Origin of the sequence: Streptomyces sp. ISL-10 (assembly GCF_018614575.1) — a bacterium.
GTDB lineage: Bacteria > Actinomycetota > Actinomycetes > Streptomycetales > Streptomycetaceae > Streptomyces.
Genome location: NZ_JAGGOJ010000006.1, coordinates 18,307 through 37,661, shown reverse-complemented (window position 1 = coordinate 37,661; position 19,355 = coordinate 18,307). Strand labels below are relative to the sequence as shown.

The 19,355-nt window shown below is 71.0% G+C and carries 19 protein-coding genes; 9 read left to right on the top strand and 10 right to left on the bottom strand.

From position 1 onward, the window contains the following. Positions 1–2: 2 nt before the first annotated feature. The gene (locus J7E88_RS06405; RefSeq protein WP_215178261.1) at positions 3–2,597 is read right to left on the bottom strand and encodes a bifunctional FO biosynthesis protein CofGH; all 2,595 of its coding nucleotides are present in this window, start codon (positions 2,595–2,597) and stop codon (positions 3–5) included. A 119-nt stretch (positions 2,598–2,716) separates the two neighbouring features. On the opposite strand from J7E88_RS06405, the gene J7E88_RS06400 reads away from it, so the two are divergent. Genes J7E88_RS06400 through J7E88_RS06390 form a run of 3 tightly spaced genes read left to right on the top strand, consistent with a single transcriptional unit; the run spans position 2,717 to position 4,790 of the window. Next, complete coding sequence (locus tag J7E88_RS06400) at positions 2,717–3,388, top strand: hypothetical protein (protein ID WP_215178260.1); 672 nt, start codon at positions 2,717–2,719, stop codon at positions 3,386–3,388. An 11-nt stretch (positions 3,389–3,399) separates the two neighbouring features. Next, positions 3,400–3,924, top strand: coding sequence for a hypothetical protein (locus J7E88_RS06395; protein WP_251022241.1), 525 nt, complete (start codon positions 3,400–3,402; stop codon positions 3,922–3,924). Between the two features lie 20 nt (positions 3,925–3,944). Continuing rightward, the gene (locus J7E88_RS06390) at positions 3,945–4,790 is read left to right on the top strand and encodes a hypothetical protein (protein ID WP_215178258.1); all 846 of its coding nucleotides are present in this window, start codon (positions 3,945–3,947) and stop codon (positions 4,788–4,790) included. On the opposite strand, the gene J7E88_RS06385 is transcribed toward J7E88_RS06390, so the two are convergent. After that, complete coding sequence (locus tag J7E88_RS06385) at positions 4,783–5,265, bottom strand: ATP-binding protein (RefSeq protein WP_215178256.1); 483 nt, start codon at positions 5,263–5,265, stop codon at positions 4,783–4,785. The genes J7E88_RS06390 and J7E88_RS06385 overlap by 8 nt on opposite strands. Before the next feature lie 136 nt (positions 5,266–5,401). On the opposite strand from J7E88_RS06385, the gene J7E88_RS06380 reads away from it, so the two are divergent. Together J7E88_RS06380 and J7E88_RS06375 are read left to right on the top strand one after the other, a co-directional pair. Next, complete coding sequence (locus J7E88_RS06380; RefSeq protein WP_215178312.1) at positions 5,402–6,268, top strand: helix-turn-helix transcriptional regulator; 867 nt, start codon at positions 5,402–5,404, stop codon at positions 6,266–6,268. Continuing rightward, positions 6,265–6,456, top strand: a complete 192-nt coding sequence (locus J7E88_RS06375) for a DUF397 domain-containing protein (RefSeq protein ID WP_215178254.1) — start codon at positions 6,265–6,267, stop codon at positions 6,454–6,456. Before J7E88_RS06380 ends, J7E88_RS06375 begins: the two co-directional genes overlap by 4 nt. A 1-nt stretch (position 6,457) precedes the next feature. Here the strand turns inward: J7E88_RS06375 and J7E88_RS06370 are convergent, their stop codons facing one another. Further along, positions 6,458–6,748, bottom strand: a complete 291-nt coding sequence (locus tag J7E88_RS06370; protein ID WP_215178252.1) for a prevent-host-death family protein — start codon at positions 6,746–6,748, stop codon at positions 6,458–6,460. A gap of 64 nt (positions 6,749–6,812) precedes the next feature. Further along, positions 6,813–7,640: an LLM class F420-dependent oxidoreductase gene (locus J7E88_RS06365; RefSeq protein ID WP_215178250.1), complete on the bottom strand. Its 828-nt coding sequence runs from the start codon at positions 7,638–7,640 to the stop codon at positions 6,813–6,815. Positions 7,641–7,791: 151 nt separating this feature from the next. Between J7E88_RS06365 and J7E88_RS06360 the strand changes: the two genes are divergently transcribed. From J7E88_RS06360 to J7E88_RS06350, 3 genes are all read left to right on the top strand, one after another. Beyond that, entirely contained in the window at positions 7,792–9,309 is a 1,518-nt protein-coding gene (locus J7E88_RS06360; RefSeq protein WP_215178248.1) for a CehA/McbA family metallohydrolase, read from the top strand. Between the two features lie 52 nt (positions 9,310–9,361). Continuing rightward, positions 9,362–10,099 carry an IclR family transcriptional regulator gene (locus tag J7E88_RS06355; RefSeq protein ID WP_215178246.1) on the top strand — a complete coding sequence of 246 codons (738 nt, stop codon included), beginning with the start codon at positions 9,362–9,364 and terminating at the stop codon, positions 10,097–10,099. 206 nt (positions 10,100–10,305) lie between these two features. Then, on the top strand, positions 10,306–10,632 hold the full coding sequence (locus J7E88_RS06350) for a putative quinol monooxygenase (RefSeq protein WP_215178244.1): 327 nt from the start codon (positions 10,306–10,308) through the stop codon (positions 10,630–10,632). On the opposite strand, the gene J7E88_RS06345 is transcribed toward J7E88_RS06350, so the two are convergent. Next, a complete protein-coding gene (locus tag J7E88_RS06345) occupies positions 10,629–10,985 on the bottom strand; it encodes a hypothetical protein (protein ID WP_251022240.1) in 357 nt (118 codons plus the stop codon). The genes J7E88_RS06350 and J7E88_RS06345 overlap by 4 nt on opposite strands. A gap of 212 nt (positions 10,986–11,197) precedes the next feature. On the opposite strand from J7E88_RS06345, the gene J7E88_RS06340 reads away from it, so the two are divergent. Then, positions 11,198–11,824 carry a dihydrofolate reductase family protein gene (locus tag J7E88_RS06340; RefSeq protein ID WP_215178242.1) on the top strand — a complete coding sequence of 209 codons (627 nt, stop codon included), beginning with the start codon at positions 11,198–11,200 and terminating at the stop codon, positions 11,822–11,824. 3 nt (positions 11,825–11,827) lie between these two features. On the opposite strand, the gene J7E88_RS06335 is transcribed toward J7E88_RS06340, so the two are convergent. The 5 genes from J7E88_RS06335 to J7E88_RS06315 all read right to left on the bottom strand — a co-directional run bounded on the left by J7E88_RS06335 (position 11,828) and on the right by J7E88_RS06315 (position 19,342). Then, positions 11,828–13,393 carry an APC family permease gene (locus J7E88_RS06335; protein WP_215178240.1) on the bottom strand — a complete coding sequence of 522 codons (1,566 nt, stop codon included), beginning with the start codon at positions 13,391–13,393 and terminating at the stop codon, positions 11,828–11,830. 251 nt (positions 13,394–13,644) lie between these two features. Continuing rightward, entirely contained in the window at positions 13,645–15,099 is a 1,455-nt protein-coding gene (locus tag J7E88_RS06330) for an aldehyde dehydrogenase family protein (RefSeq protein WP_215178238.1), read from the bottom strand. After that, on the bottom strand, positions 15,096–16,835 hold the full coding sequence (locus tag J7E88_RS06325) for an amidohydrolase family protein (protein ID WP_215178236.1): 1,740 nt from the start codon (positions 16,833–16,835) through the stop codon (positions 15,096–15,098). Before J7E88_RS06325 ends, J7E88_RS06330 begins: the two co-directional genes overlap by 4 nt. 529 nt (positions 16,836–17,364) lie before the next feature. Continuing rightward, positions 17,365–18,492 (bottom strand): LLM class flavin-dependent oxidoreductase, encoded by a 1,128-nt coding sequence (locus J7E88_RS06320; RefSeq protein ID WP_215178234.1) that lies wholly within the window; start codon positions 18,490–18,492, stop codon positions 17,365–17,367. 97 nt (positions 18,493–18,589) lie between these two features. Beyond that, the gene (locus tag J7E88_RS06315) at positions 18,590–19,342 is read right to left on the bottom strand and encodes an SDR family NAD(P)-dependent oxidoreductase (protein ID WP_215178232.1); all 753 of its coding nucleotides are present in this window, start codon (positions 19,340–19,342) and stop codon (positions 18,590–18,592) included. Positions 19,343–19,355: the final 13 nt, after the last annotated feature.

The following is a 19,355-nucleotide window of genomic DNA, read 5'->3' as shown; positions in this document are numbered from 1 at the left end:
GATCAGTCTGGCAGCAGCGGCAGCAGCTCCGGGAGGTGTCCGTCGGACGCGGCGGCGGCCTGCTGACGCTCCTGCGGGACTTCCCCGTACAGGGTCGTCCGCGGCTTCGCCGGGCGCCCGGCCGCCTCGGCGATGGCCTTGAGGTCGCGGACGGACCGGTAGGAGCCGTAACCGGACCCCGCCATACGGGAGATGGTCTCCTCCATCAGCGTGCCACCGAGGTCGTTCGCGCCGGAGCGCAGCATCTCCGCCGCACCCTCCGCGCCCAGTTTGACCCAACTGGTCTGGATGTTGGTGATGTGCGGGTGGAGCAGCAGGCGCGCCATGGCGGTGACGGCCCGGTTGTCGCGGGCCGTCGGGCCGGGCCGGGCGATCCCGGCGAGGTACACGGGCGCGTTGGTGTGGATGAAGGGCAGTGTCACGAACTCCGTGAATCCGCCGGTCTCCTGCTGCACGCGGGCGAGGGTGCGGAGGTGGCCGAGCCAGTGCCGGGGCTGGTCCACATGCCCGTACATCATGGTGGAGCTCGACCGGATGCCGAGCTCGTGCGCGGTCTTCACGACGTCGATCCAGGTGGCCGCGGGCAGCTTGCCCTTGGTGAGCACCCAGCGGACCTCGTCGTCGAGGATCTCGGCGGCGGTTCCGGGGATGGAGTCGAGCCCGGCCTCCTTCGCGGCGGCGAGCCACTCCCGGACGGACATCCCGGTGCGGGACGCGCCGTTGACGACCTCCATGGGTGAGAACGCGTGCACATGCATGCCGGGGACGCGCTCCTTGACGGCCCGTGCGATGTCGAAGTACGCCGTGCCCGGCAGGTCGGGGTGGATGCCGCCCTGCATGCACACCTCGACGGCGCCGACGTCCCACGCCTGCTGGGCGCGGTCGGCGACCTGGGACAGGGAGAGGGTGTACGCGTCGGCGTCCGTACGCCGCTGGGCGAAGGCGCAGAAACGGCAGCCGGTGTAGCAGACGTTGGTGAAGTTGATGTTCCTAGTGACGATGTAGGTCACGTCGTCCCCGACGACCGAGCGGCGCAGGTCATCGGCGACACGGGTGAGCGCGTCGAGCGCGGGCCCGTCGGCGTGGAGGAGGGCGAGCGCCTCGTCGTCGGTCAGCCGGGTGGGGTCGTCGGCGGCCGTGCGCAGGGCCTGGCGGACATCCGTGTCGATGCGCTGCGGCACCATGCCGGGCGCGGCGGCCTCGCGCAGCGCCTCCCAGTCCCCGTAGACGTCGTCGAAGTCGTCGCGCCGGTCGTGGAGACGGCCCTCGGAGTCGATGGTCCGATGCAGATCCGTGCGCCCGGTGGCGGTGAACGCCTCGTCGGACTCCTGCCAGGGCAGGCCCGCGGGGAACACGTCGGGGCGGGCGAGGCCGGAGTCCGGATCGGCCAGGGCCCGGACGTGCGGCAGCAGCCGGGGGTCGAGCCAGGGCTCGCCCCGCCGCACGAACTCCGGGTACACACACAGCCGCTCACGCAGCTCGAACCCTTCGGCGGCCGACTTCTCGGCGAGCTGGTCGATCTGCGGCCAGGGCCGTTCCGGGTTCACATGGTCGGGGGTCAGCGGGGAGACCCCGCCCCAGTCGTCGATTCCGGCGTGGATCAGCCGGGCGTACTCGCCGTCGACGAGATTGGGCGGAGCCTGCAGGCAGGCGGACGGCCCCATGATGTGGCGGGCGACGGCGACCGTGGCGACGAGTTCGTCGAGCTCGGCGTCGGGCATCCCGCGCATGGCCGTGTCCGGCTTGGCGCGGAAGTTCTGCAGGATGAGCTCCTGGATGCCGTGGTACGCGCGGGAGACGCGGCGCAGCGCGAACAGCGACTCGGCGCGCTCCTCGTAGGTCTCGCCGATGCCGATGAGCAGGCCGCTGGTGAAGGGCACGTTCGACCGGCCGGCGTCCTGAAGCACCCGCAGCCGCACGGCCGGCTCCTTGTCGGGTGAGCCGTGGTGGGGCCCGCCTGGCTCCGACCACAACCGCTCCGCCGTCGTCTCCAGCATCATGCCCATGGACGGGGCCACGGGCTTGAGCCGCTGGAAGTCGGTCCAGGACATGACCCCGGGGTTGAGGTGGGGCAGCAGCCCGGTCTCCTCCAGGATGCGGATCGACATGGCCCGCACGTACGCGATCGTGTCGTCGTAGCCGTGGGCGTCGAGCCACTCCCGGGCCTCGGGCCAGCGGTCCTCGGGCTTGTCTCCGAGGGTGATCAGCGCTTCCTTGCAGCCGAGGGCCGCGCCTCTCCTCGCGATCCGAAGGACCTCGTCCGGGGACATGAACATCCCGTGACCCGCGCGGCGCAGCTTGCCGGGGACGGTGGCGAAGGTGCAGTAGTGGCACTTGTCGCGGCACAGGCGGGTGAGCGGGATGAAGACGCTCTTGGAGTACGTGATGACCCCCGGCCGCCCGGCGGCTTCCAGCCCCGCGTCCCGCACACGGCCGGCGGAGGCGGCCAGGTCGTCGAGATCACTTCCCCGGGCCTGCAACAGCACGGCGGCCTCGGCGACGTCGAGGGCCACCCCGTCCCTGGCCCGCTTGAGCGCGCGCCGCATGGCGTTCGCGGTGGGCCGTCCTGTGTCGTACCCGCCCTGGTGATCGGTCATGCTGCGAGCATACGAGCGCCGGGATGCGGGCCTGCCGCCGCGGCTGAGTACAAGCGCCTATTCGGCCTGGGGGCGCCTGCGGATACGCGCTCCGCGGGGGCGCGCGTAGCGTCCGGGCCATGATCGACGATCTCGAACGCCCTCGTGTCCCCCTGCTCCGATGGCTCTGGATCACTCTGGCCGTCGTGATCGGCGCACCGGTGCTGTTCGTGCTGTGCCTCGTGGTGACGTACGGGATCGAGAGCGCGACGCCGGAGGACTACCCGCGCGTGGCCCCGCAGAAGATGGCGGACCGCGCAACGGCCCGCTCGCATCAGGCGTACGCGCTTGCGGGCTTCGACACGGTGCTGCCCGCGGGCGTGGACAACAGCCTGGCCGCGGGCTCGTGTTACCCCGGGGGGCTTGAGAGCATGGCGGACACGCCGGTGGACGGCGCGTACGCCCTCTCCCACACGTGGCAGGTGTCGGACGTGCCGCGCGCGGAGGCACTGGCGGCGCTGGCCCGGCTGCGCGACCGGCTGAAGGAGGAGGGCTGGACGGTCACCTCGTACGAGCGGCGGCAGGCGTCGCAGGACTGGATCCTGCGCACGGAACGCGGCGACGGGGAACGCCAGGTGTACGAGTGGATGTCGGTGGGCGGCCGCTTCTTTGGCGGCGTGCACATGGAGTGCGCGTACGACCCGGCGGCGGATGCGGATGCGGGGTCGTCCGGCGGCTCGTACGGCGAGACGTACGGCGGCAGCTCGGCGGCGGACGGGCTGGTTGCGCCGGCGCTGGGGGCGGGGGCGTGAGGGGCGACCGGATGCGTATGAACCAGGCGATGGCCGAGGTGCTGGCGAACCTCGACACGACGGGCCTTACCGAAGCGGACATCCCGCCGATGTTCCTGGACATCGCGAAGGAGGGCTGGACGACCACTGCGAGCGGTGCGTACGTGCTGGCAGCCCTCGCAGCGTCCGGGCCCGGAGGCGCGTATGCGGACCTGGTCCACGAGGAAGCCGTCGTGAACGGCCGCGGCATGGTGGACCACGACCTGCCGCCGTCCGGCCGCGAACGCATGGAACCACTGGTCCGCCGATGCCTGGCGTACGCGCTGCGCTGCCTCGCCGGTGACCCGGCGGCACCTGCCGACCCGGTGCTCGCGGCGTACATCAGCGTGTCCGAGTCCTGGACCGAGGAGCGGACGGTCACGGCATACGTGACCTTCTGCCGGACCTACCCTGGCGTTCCTCCGTATGTCACCGACCCGGAGGACTACCGGCACGAGGCACTGCTGGAGTTGGTGGCGGCTGCACACGCGGGAGAGGCTTTCAGCCAGGTCAGCTGAGGCTGACGTAGCGTGTGATCATGACAATGCCGCCCCCTCCTCAGCCGAACGGGCCGTACGGATCGCCGGCGCCTCAGCCACACCCGTACGGACAGCCGTATCCGCCCCAGCCGCATTACGGACAGCCGGCTGCGCCTCCGCAGCCGTATCCGCCGTATCCCGGCCCGGGCGGCTGGGGGCAGCCGCCGTCAGGGCCGCCGCGCAAGAACAGAACCGGTCTCATCCTCGGCATTGTCTTCGGCTCGATAGCCGCCCTCCTCGGCCTCTCCTACCTCGGCAACCGAGGCAGCGATGCCGCCGATGAAGCCGCCAGGGAGGCCGCCAATCCGTTCCCCGCGGCCGAATATCGGCTGACCGTGCCGCGAACGCTGCTGGACGGCGAGTACGAGCTGATCAAGGACAGCTCCGCCGAGGCGAATGCCGACGCGGAAAGGAGCGGCTACGGCGCCGGGCCGGACGCCCGCAACATCAAGGGGATCCTCGGCTCCTACAACGGCACCAGCACGACCGGCAACAGCGGACTCGTCATCACGGGTATGTACGGGCAGTTCAGGAATCCGGCGCAGCCCCGCGACAGCCTCCTGGACGGGATGCGGAAAGGGGACGGCATGAGCGAGCCCGAGCCGGCGAAAACCATCACCCCACCGGGCTCTGACGTCGACTTCCAGTGCACCGTGATGCTGTCGAAGGACGAAGACGGCACCTCTACCGTCCCGGTGTGCGCCTGGGGCGACGAGAACACGGCCGCCTACGTCGCCTTCCTGACCCCGGCGTCCGCCGCGCAGGACCCCGACACGGTGGACCTCGACGCCATCGCACAGCAGACATTGAAGGTCCGCGAAGAAGTGCGGAAGCCGATCAACTGACCACGTGACCGGTCGTGGCTGCTCGATGCCAATCAGCATTCGCTGACGAGTGACGATTCCCTGGCAGGGCGCACTCCGCCCAGACCGTCTTGCCGACCTGGCGGTCCGCCACACCCCAGTCCGTCGCCAGCGCCGCCACCAGCACCAGCCCGCGGCCCGCTTCCGCGTCCGGGCTCGGCGTTCCCGTCATCGGCGCGCGCTCGCCCCGCGCGTCCGCGACCTCGATGCGGAGCGTCGTCTCCGTCAGCCGCAGGCGTAGCTCGAAGTCGCGGGCCGGTACGCGGCCGTGCGTCACCGCGTTCGCGGCGAGCTCCGCCACGATCAGCGCCGCCGTGTCGGACAGCTCGCTGCCGTACGCGTAGCCCCACGCGTCGAGTTGGTGCACGGCCAAGTGGCGGGCCAGACGGGCGCCGCGGCGGATGGACGTGAAGCGCTGGGTGAACTCAGCCGTCGGGGTCGTGATTTCTGTATTCACGTCACCGAGCGTGTCCGGCTCTGCCTACGCTGACCAGGACCTACGGCTCGACGCCGGGTATCCGTACGGACGCGGTCGGTCCGCTGTACGGCTGTCGGCCGTGACCTTCGGGTACGTACGCAAGGGCGGGTACGGCATGGGGAACGCCGGGCGGGAAGAGCGACCGGAAAGGCCGGCCGAGGTGGATGGGACTGCGCATCTGTTCCGGGCACTCGGCAAGCAGATCAAGGTACTGCGGGAACGGGCCGGGCTGAGCCAGAAGGAGCTCGGCATCGCTGCCCATTGCGGGGAGGACCTGATCTCCGCGATCGAGCGCGGGGTCCGGACCCCACAACCCGACTTCCTTGAGCGCGTGGACGGTCTGATGGGCGCGGGAGGCGTGCTCAAGGCGGCCGTCGATGACGTAAGGGAGGCGCAGTCGAAGGCACGGACCCGGCATCCGGAGTGGTACCGGAACTACGCCACGCTGGAGGCGGATGCTGTTCAGCTCTGCGTCTACAACAACCAGTCCGTGCCCGGCTTGCTCCAGACCGAGGACTACGCCCGTGCCGTCTTCACACAGTGGCGGCCACTGCTTGACGACGCCACGATCGAGAAGCGGGTAGCCGACCGCCTCGCTCGGCAGCAAATCTTCGAACCATGGCCGTCCCCCACGTTCAGCTTCATCCTCGACGAGAGCGTCCTGCTCCGGCCGATCGGAGGGCGGACCGTTCACCACCAGCAACTGCGCAGGCTCATCGATGTCGGGCGGCTCCGGACGGTCCAGCTTCAGGTGATGCCCCTCGACCGGGAGGAACAGCCAAGCCTGGACGGTCCGTTCACTCTCGTCACACCCAAAGGCCGGCAGCAGGTGGCATATCTGGAGACACACACGTACCCGCGCCTGATCACCGACAGGGAAGAGGTCAGTGTGCTGTCGATCCGCTATGGGATCATCCAGTCGCAGGCTCTCAGGCCTGGCGAGTCCCTTGTCCTGATCGAGAAGATGCTGGGAGAGCGATGATCACCGAGCAGAAGCTCAACTGGTTCAAGAGCAGCTACAGCAGTGGCGGCGGCGGGGAGTGCGTCGAGGTCGCCACCACCCCCACCACCGTCCACGTCCGCGACTCCAAGAACCTCCCCGGCCCTCAGCTCGCGCTCACCGCTCCCGCCTGGGCCGCCTTCGTCGTCTACGCGCGCGTGGAACTCTGAGTCACTGCCCAAGCCGCCACGGAGCGAGGACCTCGCCGTGGTCCTCGGCCGGCAGGGGGCGCATCAACTGCGCCGTCAGGACGGGGTCGGCCAGTATCGCCGCCGTCGCGCGCCACTCCGTGAGGACGCGGTCGAGAGTCCGGTGCGCCCCAGGGCCCGCATCCTCCGTGGCCTGGAGGAGTTCGCTGACGAGCTCCCGTACTTCCGGTCGCGAGAGATGGCTCGTCCAGGAGAAGACGTTCGCAAGGAGGGCGCCGAGGCCAGCGGCTGGGGCATCCAGCGATGGGCTCATGGCCCGGACCGTACCGGTTCGCGGGGGCGGAACTTCGCGACAGCCGAAGCCACTCCGACACCCCCTACAGATACCGCGCGTACTCGTCCAGCGCCCGCAGCACCTCCAGCTCGCCACCCGCCGGGAGCTGAAGCACCACCTCCCGCACGCCCTGGTCCGCGTAGTGCGCCAGTTTGCCCGGTGAGGGGAGGACCGCGTACGGGACCACCTCCAAGGCATCCGGGTCGCGGCCCGCCGCGGACCACACGTCACGCAGCACCGGGACCGACTCCCGCATCCCGCGGCCCCCGATGGGCATCCAGCCGTCGCCGTACTCCGCGATGTGCGCGAACAGCTTCGGGCCCGCCGCGCCGCCCACCAGGATGCGCGGCGCGCCGTTCTGTGGCTTCGGGTGGGCGAACGAGGCGCTGACCGTCGCGAACTCGCCCTCGTAAGCGAGCGGTTCGGACGACCACAGGGCACGCATGAGGCGCATCCTGTCCCGGACCAGTTCCCGGCGCGTCGGCCAGTCCACGCCGTGGTCCACCGCCTCCTCCACGTTCCAGCCGAAGCCGACGCCCAGCGTGAACCGGCCCCCGGACACGTGGTCCAGGGTCGCGATCCCCTTCGCCAGGGCGATCGGGTCGTGCTGGGCCACCAGCGTCACGCCCGTCCCCAGCCGCAGGGTCGACGTGACCGCCGCCGCCTGGGACAGCGCGACGAACGGGTCCAGCATGCGGCCGTACTCGCGCGGCAGTTCGCCACCCCCGCCGTACGGCGTCCTCCGGGACACCGGAATGTGGGTGTGTTCGGGGACGTAGAGCCCGGCGAAGCCCCGCTGCTGAAGTTCGCGGGCCAGCCGCACGGGGGTGATCGTCTCGTCGGTGAGGAAGATCGTGGTCGCGATCCGCATGGGGACACCGTAGGCCCAAAGACGGCCACCCGCGCCCGGCCACGACCGTGTCACCTGTCAATTCCCTTCCCTTGCATCCAGGTTCACGGCTCAATACCAGGGTTCGGACTGCATCACTTCTGTCCATCTCGACCCCTCGGGAGCCGACGGCATGTGCAACGACGACGAACATGCGGGACACGCACTGGGCAGACGAGGACTCATCGTGACGGGAGCCGCGGCCGCCCTTACCTTGGCCACCGTGAGCTTCGCGAACGCGGCAGTACGCAAGGGCGAAGGGGCGACAGAGGTCGTGCGCGGCACGCTGCCGCCTGGCGCGCCCGACTTCGTGTACCTCCCCGTGGAGATCCCGGCGGGCGTCAGCCGGATCCACGTCTGGTACAGCTACGAGAAACCGCCCCAGCCCGCCGGCACCGCGGGCAACGCCCTCGACATCGGCATCTTCGACGAGCGCGGAACAGCGCTCGGCGGCAAGGGGTTCCGGGGGTGGTCCGGCGGCGCCCGGACGGAGTTCTTCATCCAGGCGGACGACGCGACTCCGGGTTACCTCCCCGGTCCCGTCCGGCCCGGCCTGTGGCACATCGCGCTCGGGCCGTACACCGTCGCGCCGCAGGGGCTGACGTACGAGGTCCGCGTCACGCTCACCTACGGGGACCAGGCCGAGCCGCGCACAGCGGTGTATCCGCCGGAGCGAGCCAAGGGGCGCGGGCGCGCCTGGTACCGGGGCGACTGCCATCTGCACTCGTGGTACTCGGACGGCAGGCGCACCCCCGCCGAGATCGCCGCCCTCGCCCGGGCCGCCGGGCTCGACTTCATCAATTCCTCCGAGCACAACACCCATTCCGCCCACGCCCATTGGGCCGATGCGGCCGGTGACGACCTGCTGATCCTCCTCGGGGAGGAGGTCACGACGCGCAACGGGCACGTGGTGGCGCTCGGCACCGACCCGGGGACGTTCGTCGACTGGCGCTACCGCGCACGTGACAACCGCTTCGGGCACTACGCGCGTGCCATCCGCCGGGCCGGCGGCCTGGTCGTCCCCGCCCATCCGCACGCCACCTGCATCGGCTGCAACTGGAAGTTCGGCTTCGGCGAAGCGGACGCGGTGGAGGTGTGGAACGGGCCCTACACCCCCGACGACGAGGTGTCCCTCGCCGACTGGGACAGCACCCTGGCCGTCGCCGCCCGCACTCGCGGGCGCTGGATCCCCGCCATGGGCAGCAGCGACGCGCACCGCCACCCCGACCCGGTCGGCACACCCCAGACCGTCGTCCTCGCCGAGGACCTCAGCCGTGCGGCGATCCTCGACGGGATCAGGGCCGGACGCAGCTACGTCGCCGAGAACAAGGACGTGACCGTGGCCTTCTCGGCGGCGGGCGGGCGCGGGCGGCACGCCGGGATCGGCGAACGGCTGCGCGTGGACGACGACGATCCGGTGACCGTACGGGCGGAGGTGGCGGGCGTCCCCGGCTGCACGGTCCGCTTCGTCACCGACCAGGGCGTGCTGCACACGGCCCCCGTCCCGGTGTCGGGGGTGGGCACGGTTGCGTGGCGTACAACGGCGCGCTACGCCACGTACGTACGGGCCGAGGTCCGGCACGCGCCCGTGGTCCCCGGACTACCGGGGCCGCCGGCGGCCTTCACCAACCCGGTCTTCCTGGGCGGCTGAGCCGGCGTCCCTGCCGCGTACCCTCGAACGGGACCGTGGAAGGAACGTGATCATGGCAAGCCCTGCCTCCGGGCCGCAGTCCGTCGACCGCGCGCTGGAGATCCTCGACGCCGTCGCCGACGCCCCCGGTCCCGTCGGGGCCAAGGCGCTCGCGCGGCAGCTGGGGTGCTCACTGTCGACCGTGTACCACCTGCTGGGGCCGCTCACCACGCGCGGGCATCTCCTGCGGACCGGCGAGGGCTACGCGCCGGGGCCGCGTGCGGTGGCACTGCACCGGTCCTTCCAGCGACATCTCGGGCTCGGGCCGCAGCTGGCCGAGGTGCTGCCGCGGCTGCGGCGGGCGACCGGCGCACAGGCATACGTCACGGCGTACCGGGACGGCCGGATCGTGATGCTGGACAGCACGGTGCCGGTCACGGACAGCGAGCACCCCTTCGTGCCGGGCCCCGAGTCCCGGGCGCACGCGACCGCGCACGGCAAGGCGCTGCTCGCGGCGCTGCCGAGGACGGCGCGGCGCCGGTACCTGGCCGAGCACGGGATGGCCCGCTTCACCGACCGTACGATCACCGCCGCGGACCGCTTCGAGGCGGAGGTCGAGCGGGTACGCGGCCGGGGCTATGCGGTCTCCGTCGGCGAGGCGGACCCGGCGTACACCTGCCTGGCCGCCACGCTCGCCGTCCAGTCCTCCCAGGGCGTGGTGCACGCGCTGTCGCTGTCGCTGCCTACGACGGACTTCCGGCGGCGGCACGGCGAACTGCGTGCGGCGCTGGTGCGCGCGGCGGGGAGCTAGCCTGCTGCCCGGGGCACGCGCCCCCGGGCTCGTTCCGGCGACCGGCCCCGGGTCGCAGACGAGCCGGGCACCGGCCGCGGGCTGTGGCCCGCCCGCAGGGCCGAGCGCGACGCGTTGACCCCGCGTGCGGCATCCCGTTTCCGACGGGGTCGGAAAACCGGACCGCCCGAGTGGTCCGGCAGGGCCACGCGGCGGAGGGTGGAGGCATGATCTTCATCGCCGTCAGGTTCACCGTCCGCCCCGAGTACAGCGACCGCTGGCTCGACATCGTCGACGACTTCACGCGCGCCACCCGCGCCGAGCCGGGGAACCTCTTCTACGACTGGTCGCGCGGCGTCGACGACCCCCACAAGTTCACGCTGCTGGAGGCCTTCGCCGACGCGGAGGCGGGCGCGGCGCATGTCGCGTCCGAGCACTTCAAGGCCGGGATGGAGGCGATGGCCACCGCCATCGCCACCAAGCCCGAGATCATCAATGTCGAGGTGCCGGGCCAGGGCTGGAACGAGATGGCGGAGCTCAAGCCCGTCTCCTAGCGCTTCTCCACCGGGAAGAGCGGGGTCCACGGCAGGGCCGTGCGCCAGGTGTCGCCGTCGCGCATCCAGTCGTCGATGATCTTCGCGACCGGCTCGGGTCCGATCACCGGGCCCTGGCTGGGCACATGGGCCTGGAAGTGCAGCTCCTCGCGGTACTCGACCTGATAGCTGAGGTCGTCGTTGAAGTGCACCTGGATGAAGTGCTGGTCGACCGGCTCCCGGTCCGTCCGCTCGACGATCACGAAGGGGTACGACAGATTCATGTCGGCGAGCAGGTCGTGCACTTCGACGTAGGTCGGGTCGTCGATGGACTTCCCGCCCGCCTCGCTCGCCCGGATCAACGGCTTCGTCATGCGGGCGACTGTACGGGGCGGGTGCGACAACGCCCGCCCCGATGGCGGCACATGCACCCTCACGGCTCGCGCAGCGCCCCAAGCTTCGCCCCGAGCAGGATCAGCGGCGCGCCCAGCAGTCCACCCGGCTGCGGCGGCCGACCGCGAGGCGTCGACGCTCCCGTGCCGGGCGGCGGCATAGTCGGTACCGGACCCGACCGAAGGAGCACGTCATGAGCAAGGTCGTCGCGGACATCTCGGTGTCCCTGGACGGATTCATCGCCGGCCCGAACGACGGCCCCGGCAATCCGCTCGGCGACCGAGGTGAGCGGCTGCACGAGTGGGCGTATCCGCTGGAGAGCTGGCGGGGGATGCACGGTCTCGACGGGGGTGCCACCGGGCCGGACTCCGAGGTGATGGAGGAGGCGGTGCTGCGCGCCGGGGCCTATGTGATGGGGCGGCGGATGTTCGACCTGGGCGAGGGGCCGTGGGGCGACACTCCGCCCTTCCACGCCCCGGTGTTCGTCGTCACACACGAGGAGCGGGAGCCGCTGGTGAAGCCGGGCGGGACGACGTTCACCTTCGTCACGGGCGGGATCGAGGAGGCCGTCGGGCGGGCGCGGCGCGCCGCCGGAGAGAAGGACGTCGTCCTCGCCGGCGGCGGTCAGGTGATCCGCGGTGTGCTGGCGGCCGGCCTGCTCGACGAGCTCCAGATGCACGTGGTGCCGGTGCTCCTCGGCGGCGGCGTGCGGCTGTTCGAGGAGGCCGGCGGGGTCACGGAGGCGGTCGAGTTCGAGACGACCCGGGTGATCGACTCGCCCGCCGTGACCCATCTGCGGCTGCGGCCCGCGAGGGACTGACCGTCAGTCGGCCATCACCAGGGCCGGGGTCTCCTTGGTGAGCACCTCGCCCCGGAAGAACGCAGGGCTGCGGCGCTGCATCAGGAGCATCAGCACGACACCGAGCAGCAGCAGGCCCACACCGATGACGAACACGGAGCCCATGCCGAGGACGGAGGAGCCGGAGCCGTAGGCGGGGTCCCACATGTCGTAGAGGGTCTTGCCGAAGACGGCGGTGAGCATCAGGCCGCCGACGCCTGGGAGCACTCCCTTGACCAGCAGGTTGCCGGTCGAGCGGGTCAGCTCCTTGCGGAAGAACCAGACGCAGGCGAAGGCCGTGATCGAGTAGTAGAAGCAGATCATCAGGCCGAGGGCGTAGATGGTGTCGACCAGGACGTTCTCGCTGACCAGGCTCATCACCGTGTAGAAGAGACCGGTGGCGATGCCTGCGGCCACGGTGGCGAGTCCGGGGGTCTTGAAGCGGGGGTGGACCTTGGCGAACGCCTGGGGCATGGCGTCGTAGGAACTCATCGCGAGCGCGGTGCGGGCGACGGGGATGAAGGTCGTCTGCAGGCTGGCCGCGGCGGAGGCGAGGACCGCGACGAACAGCAGGATGCCGAGGCCCGAGCCCATGATCGGGTCGGCCAGGACCGCGAAGATGTTGTCGGAGGTGTCCGGGTTGCCGAGGCCGGTGCCCTTGTCGCCGATGCCGGCGTACATCTGGACGGCGATCGCGACCATCAGGTACGAGACCACGATCACGACCATGGCGAGCATGGCGGAGCGGCCTGGGGTGCGGGCGCTGCCGACGCTCTCCTCGTTGATGGACAGGCAGGCGTCCCAGCCCCAGTAGATGAAGATCGAGAGGGAGAGTCCGGCCGTGAAGGCGGAGAAGGACTCGATGCCGAGCGGGTTCATCCAGGACAGGGAGAAGTCCAGGGAGCCCGCGACCTCGCCGGACTTGGCGATCGCCATGACGGCGAAGACGGCGATGACGGTGAGCTGGAGTCCGACCAGGGCGTACTGGACCCACTTGGTCGCGGTGATGCCGCGGTAGCTGATCGCCGTGGCGACAGCGATGAAGGCGAGCGTGGTCAGGATGTGGACGGCCTTGTTCCCGTCGAGTGCGGCGACGCTTTCGCTGCCGCTGATCTCTCCGGCGGTGAGCCAGAAGAAGGACGTGGCCACGCCTGCGAGGTTGGACAGGACCACGACGGTGGCCACCAGCAGGCCCCAGCCGCACATCCAGCCGATCTTGGGGCCGAAGGCCTTCACCGACCAGGTGAAGGAGGTGCCGCAGTCCGGGACCGCCTTGTTGAGCTCGCGGTAGGCGAAGGCGACGAGCAGCATCGGCAGGAAGCCGGCGAGGAAGATGGCCGGCATCTGGAGGCCCACCTCGCCGACGGTGGGTCCAAGGGTCGAGGTCAGGCAGTAGACGGGGGCGACCGTGGAGACGCCGATGACGGCTCCGCCCATCAGGCCGACGGAGTTCCCGCCCAGGCCTTTCTGGCGGACACCTCCGGCGTCTTCGGGGGCGGCCGTGCCCCGTGCTGCGTCTCCGGCCTGCGGCCGCGCATCGAGCTGAGTCATGAAAAGGACGTTAAGGCCTGCGGTTTCCACATCCGGAGGATCAAAGTCCGGATCACGAGCTTTCGATTCGAAGGTCACGGCGGGCAAGATGCTTAGCATTGAAAGACGTGCGCGCCAACCCGCACACAGTTCGCCAGGCCAGCGCTACCCCTCCCTCGATTACGATAACCGCAGCCATGCCAGCTTTGTCCGGTTTCAAATTTTCCCACGGCAATTTTCGGACACCGTTGCCGCAGGTTCGGCGGCCGTCCTCACCCCGGCCACACCACCGCCTGCAACTCGCTGTACGCGTGCAGCGCATACGACCCCACGTCCCGCCCGACGCCGCTCCGCTTGAACCCGCCGAACGGCGCCTCCATGTTCCGGCCGACCGTGTTCACCCCCACCCCGCCCACCCGCAACTCGCCCGCCACCCGGAACGCGCGCGCCACATCGCCCGACCAGACGTAGTCGATCAGGCCGTAGTCACTGTCGTTGGCGAGAGCCACGCCCTCTTCCTCGTCGTCGAAGGGGACCACGACCACCACCGGACCGAAGATCTCCTCCCGCACCACGCGCATGTCGTTGGTGCACTCGGCGAACAGCGCCGGTGCGACGTAGAAACCCCTGTCGAACGCCGGCCGCCCGCCTCCCACGACCAGGCGGGCGCCCTCCTTGCGGCCCAGCTCGACATACGCCTCCACCCGCTCGCGGTGCGCGGCCGAGATCAGCGGGCCGACCACCGTCGCCGGGTCGGCCGGATCGCCGATCCTGAGCCGCCCGGCATACGCGGCGAGGCCCGCCACCACCTGTTCGTAGACACCCCGCTGCGCGAGGACACGCGTCGGAGCCGTACAGATCTGTCCGCTGTAGAAGGAGAACGTCGTCCCGATACCGCGCACCGCCGACTCCACGTCCGCGTCGTCGAAGACGAGGGCCGCGCCCTTGCCGCCGAGCTCCATCAACTGGCGCTTCATGTCCCGGCCGCACACCTGCGCGATCCGCTGCCCGACCGCCGTCGAGCCGGTGAAGCTCACCATGTCGACGTCCGGGGAGTCGACGGCGGCCTCTCCGACCTCGGGTGCGCAGCCGGTGACCACGTTCACCGTGCCGGGCGGGGCACCGGCCTCCTGAAGCGCCTCGGCCATCCGGTAGACCGACAGCGGATCCTGCGGCGCGGGTTTCACGACGACCGTGTTGCCCGCAGCGAGCGCCGGCGCGACCTTGCCGGCCGGGTTGGCCCAGGGGTTGTTGTACGACGTGACGCAGGTGACGACACCGACCGGGCGGCGCACGGCGACGGCGCCGAACACTCCCGCACTCCCCATCGGGCCTGCCGTGCTGATCTGCGGCAGCAGCGGCTGTTCGACCGGCTCCAGCGCGCCCCGGGCATAGCGGCGGAAGCGGGCCGCGGCGACGGTGACCTGCATACCGCGGGCGGTGGCCGTGGTCGCGCCGCTCTCCGCGCGGGCGAGCGCGGTGTGCGCCTCGACGTCCCGCCGGACGAGGTCCGCGGCCCGGTCCAGGACCGCCGCGCGTTCCTCCGGCCTCGTCCGCGACCAGGCGGCGAACGCCTCGCGGGCCGCGGCGGCGGCCTGGTGCACCTGGGCGCGGCTCGCCTCGGGCGCGAGACCGACGGCCTCCTCCGTGGCCGGGTCGATCACCTCGTAGTGGCCGAGGTCCGGCTCGACCCACGCGCCGCCGATGAACAGCTTCTGCGGTCTCATCGCGTCGTCACCGTCCTCGTGTCCCGTCCCGAGCGCAGCACGATGCCCGGCACGGCCCCGGTGACCCGGTCGTCCCTGATGGTCTCGACGCCGTTGACCCGGACGGACACGATGCCGATCGCCTTCGCGTCCAGCCGCGGACTGTCCCCGGGGAGGTCGTGCACCAGACGCGCGGGCCCGGCATCGATGCGCTCGGGGTCGAAGAGGACGAGGTCCGCGTGCCAGCCCTCCTGGATCCGGCCGCGCTCCCGCAGGCCGAACAGCCGCGCCGGGTCGTCCGTCAGCATCCTGACCGCCTGCTCGAGGCCGAGGAGCCCGCGGCCGCGCAGACAGTCGCCGAGGAACCGCGTCGTGTACGGCGCCCCGCACATCCGGTCCAGGTGCGCGCCCGCGTCGGACCCGCCGAGCAGGACGTCCTCGTGCTGCCAGGTCTCCGCCCGCAGGGCCCAGGACGCCGGATCGTTGTCGGGGGGCATCGGCCACAGGACCGTCCGCAGCTCGTCGTCGGCGCAGATCTCGACGAGGCACCGGAAGGCATCCTGGCCGCGTTCGGCGGCGATGTCCTGCACGACCCGTCCGGTCAGGCAGTCGTTCTCCTTCGCGTACGTGTCCCCGATCACGTACCGGCCGAAGTCGGCGAGCCGCCGGAAGACGCCGGCCTCCTCGGAGTCCGCGCGCCGCAGCATCTCCGCCCGTACCGCCGGATCACGCAGCTTCGCGATCCGCTCGGGGACCGGCAGGCCGAGGATCTCGCCCCAGCCGGGCAGAAGGTTGAGCGCGCAGAACGTGCCGAGCGACATGTTCATGGGCGTCAGGATCGGCATGGTGAGCGCGACGATCCGCCCACCGGCCTTCCGGGCGCGCTCGCTCGGTACGAGCTGGCGCGGTACGCGCTCGGGGACGGCGGCGTCGATGGTGAGGACGTTCCAGTTGAGGGGCCGCCCGGCCGCGGCGCTCATCTCGACGAGGAGGTCGATCTCCTCGTCCGCGAACCGGTCGAGGCAGCCCGCGACGATGGCCTCCAGCTGGGTGCCCTCGTGCTCCCCCACGGCCCTCGACAGCGCGATGAGCTCGTCACGCCCGGCGTGCCGGGAGGCGACGGGCCGCCCGTCGCCGTCCGAGTGCGTGGACGACTGGGTGGTGGACAGGCCCCAGGCGCCCGCGTCCATGGCGTCGTGGAGAAGACCGGTCATCTGCCGGAGCTGTGCTGGCGTGGGCTGCCCCCCGACGGCGTCCGGGCCCATGACGTGGCGGCGCAGGGCGCAGTGCCCCACCATGAACCCGGCGTTGACGGCCGTCCGCCCGTCGAGGGCGTCCAGGTACTCGCCGAAAGTGTGCCATGTCCACGGCGTGCCCTGTTCGAGGGCCACCAGGGACATGCCTTCGACCTTGGACATCATGCGCCGGGTGTAGTCGGCGTCCTCGGGCCGGGCGGGGTTGAGCGGGGCCAGGGTGAAACCGCAGTTGCCGCCCGCGACGGTGGTGACGCCGTGGTTGAGGGAGGGCGTGGCGTACGGGTCCCAGAACAGCTGGGCGTCGTAGTGCGTGTGCGGATCGACGAAGCCGGGGGCCAGGACGAGTCCGGTGGCGTCCTCTCGGCTCCGGGCGTCCTCGGTGAGGCTGCCGGGCGGCGCGATGACGGCGATGCGGCCGCCGCGGATGCCGACGTCGGCGGCGTAGGCGGGCCCGCCGCTCCCGTCGACGACAGTCGCGTTCCGGACGAGATGGTCGAGCATGGGGCGTCGTCCCTTCTGGCGGTGACGTTGAGCGGGCATGGCAGGCGGGTCCTGGCCTGGTGTCGGTGGGCGTCCCGACGGCGAGCACGGCCCGTTCCCGGTGCGCGTCCCGACGGGCGAGCACGGCCCGTTCCCGGGTGCGCGTCCCGACGGGCGAGCACGGCCCGTTCCCGCTGCGCGCGTCCCGACGGGTCGTGGCCCGGTCGGAGGGCGTGGCGTCCGGCCGCGAACGCGACGCCCTCCGGCCGGGCGGGACGCGGATGGCGGTCCGGGAAGACGCCACCCGCGGTCTGTGGGGGCGGGGGTCTCCCCTACCCGCCCTTTCCCGAGCCGGGGCAAGCCCCGGACCCCGTACCGCGCCTCGCGCGGTGCACTCCATCTCGCCTACGGCCCGGCGGCCGTGGGTGGGGGTCCCCCGGCGAAGCCAGGGGGAGTAGCCCCGGACAGGCTGATTGCGTGCAGCGGAACCCGGCCTCGCCTGCGTTCGAGGCGCGTGGTCCGGGGCGGAGCCCCAGTGCCCGGCCCGGTCTCATCCGGGCGGCGCAGACTCGCGGAAGCGGGTCGTCCGGTGCACCGGGTCCGTGTCGATCTGGGGGATCACGTGGTGGCCGATCAGGCGGATCGTCGTCATCGTGTCCTCGTACGAAATCCCGATCGGCAGCCCGAAGGACAGTTGGTCCGCCCCCGCCTGCTCCCACCTCTTGCACTGCTGGAGGACCTCGCCCGGGTCGCCGCAGATCATCAGTTCCTCCGCTATCAGCAGCTCGATGATCTCCGCCGTGTACTCCGGCAGCAGCTCCGGCCACTCGGGGATCCCCTCCGGCCGCGGGAAGGTGTCGTGGTAGCGGAACAGCAGCGACTGCAGGTAGTTCAGCCCGCCACCGACCGCGATCTCGACCGCCTTGTCGTGCGTCTCCGCGCAGATCGCCGTCGACGTCACCATCACGTTGTCGTTGACGAAGGCGCCGACCGCATTCGCCTCCGCGACCGCCGTCTTGTACGACTCGACGACCCACTCCATGTCCGAGACCTTCTGGACGCTGAAGCCCAGCACGCCGAGGCCCTTCCGGCCCGCCATCGCATACGAGGAGGGCGACCCGGCCGCGTACCACATGGGCGGGTGGGCCTTCCCGTACGGCTTGGGCAGGACCTTCCGCGGCGGCAGGGACCAGTGCTTGCCCTGGAAGCCCGCGTACTCGTCCTGGAGCCACATCTTGGGGAACTCGGAGATCGTCTCTTCCCAGATCTCCTTGGTGTGGTTCATGTCGGTGATGCCCGGCATGAACCCGAGGATCTCGTGCGAGCCGGCGCCCCGGCCCGAGCCGAACTCGAAGCGTCCCTCCGACAGGTGGTCGAGCATCGCGACCTTCTCGGCGACCTTGACCGGGTGGTTGACGGGCGCGAGGGGGTTGAAGATCCCCGATCCCAGGTGGATGCGCTCCGTGGCGTGCGCGAGGTAGCCGAGGAAGACGTCGTTGGCCGACAGGTGGGAGTACTCCTCCAGGAAGTGGTGCTCGGAGGCCCAGGCGTACTTGAACCCGGATTTGTCCGCCTGGATGACGTACTCGGTCTCCTCCATCAGCGCCTTGTGCTCGGCGAGCGGATCGGTCTCGGCGCGCTTGCCGAGGTATCCCTGTACGAAGATGCCGAATTCCACGGGGGTTCACCGCCCAATCGATTTCTGACGCTCCGTCAGATCAGGATGGCTCCGACTGTTCCACCGCCCCTGGGGCGCGTCAATACCTGACGGCCCGTCACAGCACGCTGACTCCCGCGAGCCATCCCCCGTCGATGACGAACGGCTGGCCCGTGATGTACGAGGAGTCCTCGCCGGTCAGGAAGAGCGCGAGCCGCGCGATCTCCTCCGGCCGCCCGACCCGGCCCATCGGCACGAGGGTGCGGTACAGCTCCTCGATCGCGCCCGGATCCGTACCGTCCGGATTGCTCATCGGGGTGTCCACGGCCCCCGGGCACACGGCGTTGACCCGTATCCCCCGCGCGGCGAGCTCCAGGGCGGCGACCCTGGTCAGGCCGAGGATCGCGTGCTTGGAGGCCGTGTACGCGCCGACGTACGCCATACCGGTCAGGGCCGTGTACGAGGCGGTGTTGACGATCGTCCCGCCGCCCGCCGCCTCGATCTCGGGGGCGAGCGCCCTGATCCCGAGGAACGCGCCCACCTGGTTCACCTGCGTGATCAGCTGGAACTCCTCCAGCGGCGTGCTGACCAGCTCGTTGAAGCGCAGGATGCCCGCGTTGTTGACCAGCCCGTCGATCCCGCCGAAGGCGTCCTTGGCGGCGGCGACGGCCGCGGTCCAGTCGTCCTCCCGGCTCACGTCCAGGTGGACGTAGAGAGCCCCCAGCTCCTCGGCGAGCGTCGCGCCCTGCTCGTCCAGGACGTCGGCGAGGACCACGCGGGCGCCCTCCGCCGTGAAGAGCCGCGCCTCCGCCTCGCCCTGCCCGCGCGCGGCCCCGGTGATGAACACGACGCGTCCGTCCAGCTTGCCCATGCCGACTCCCTGG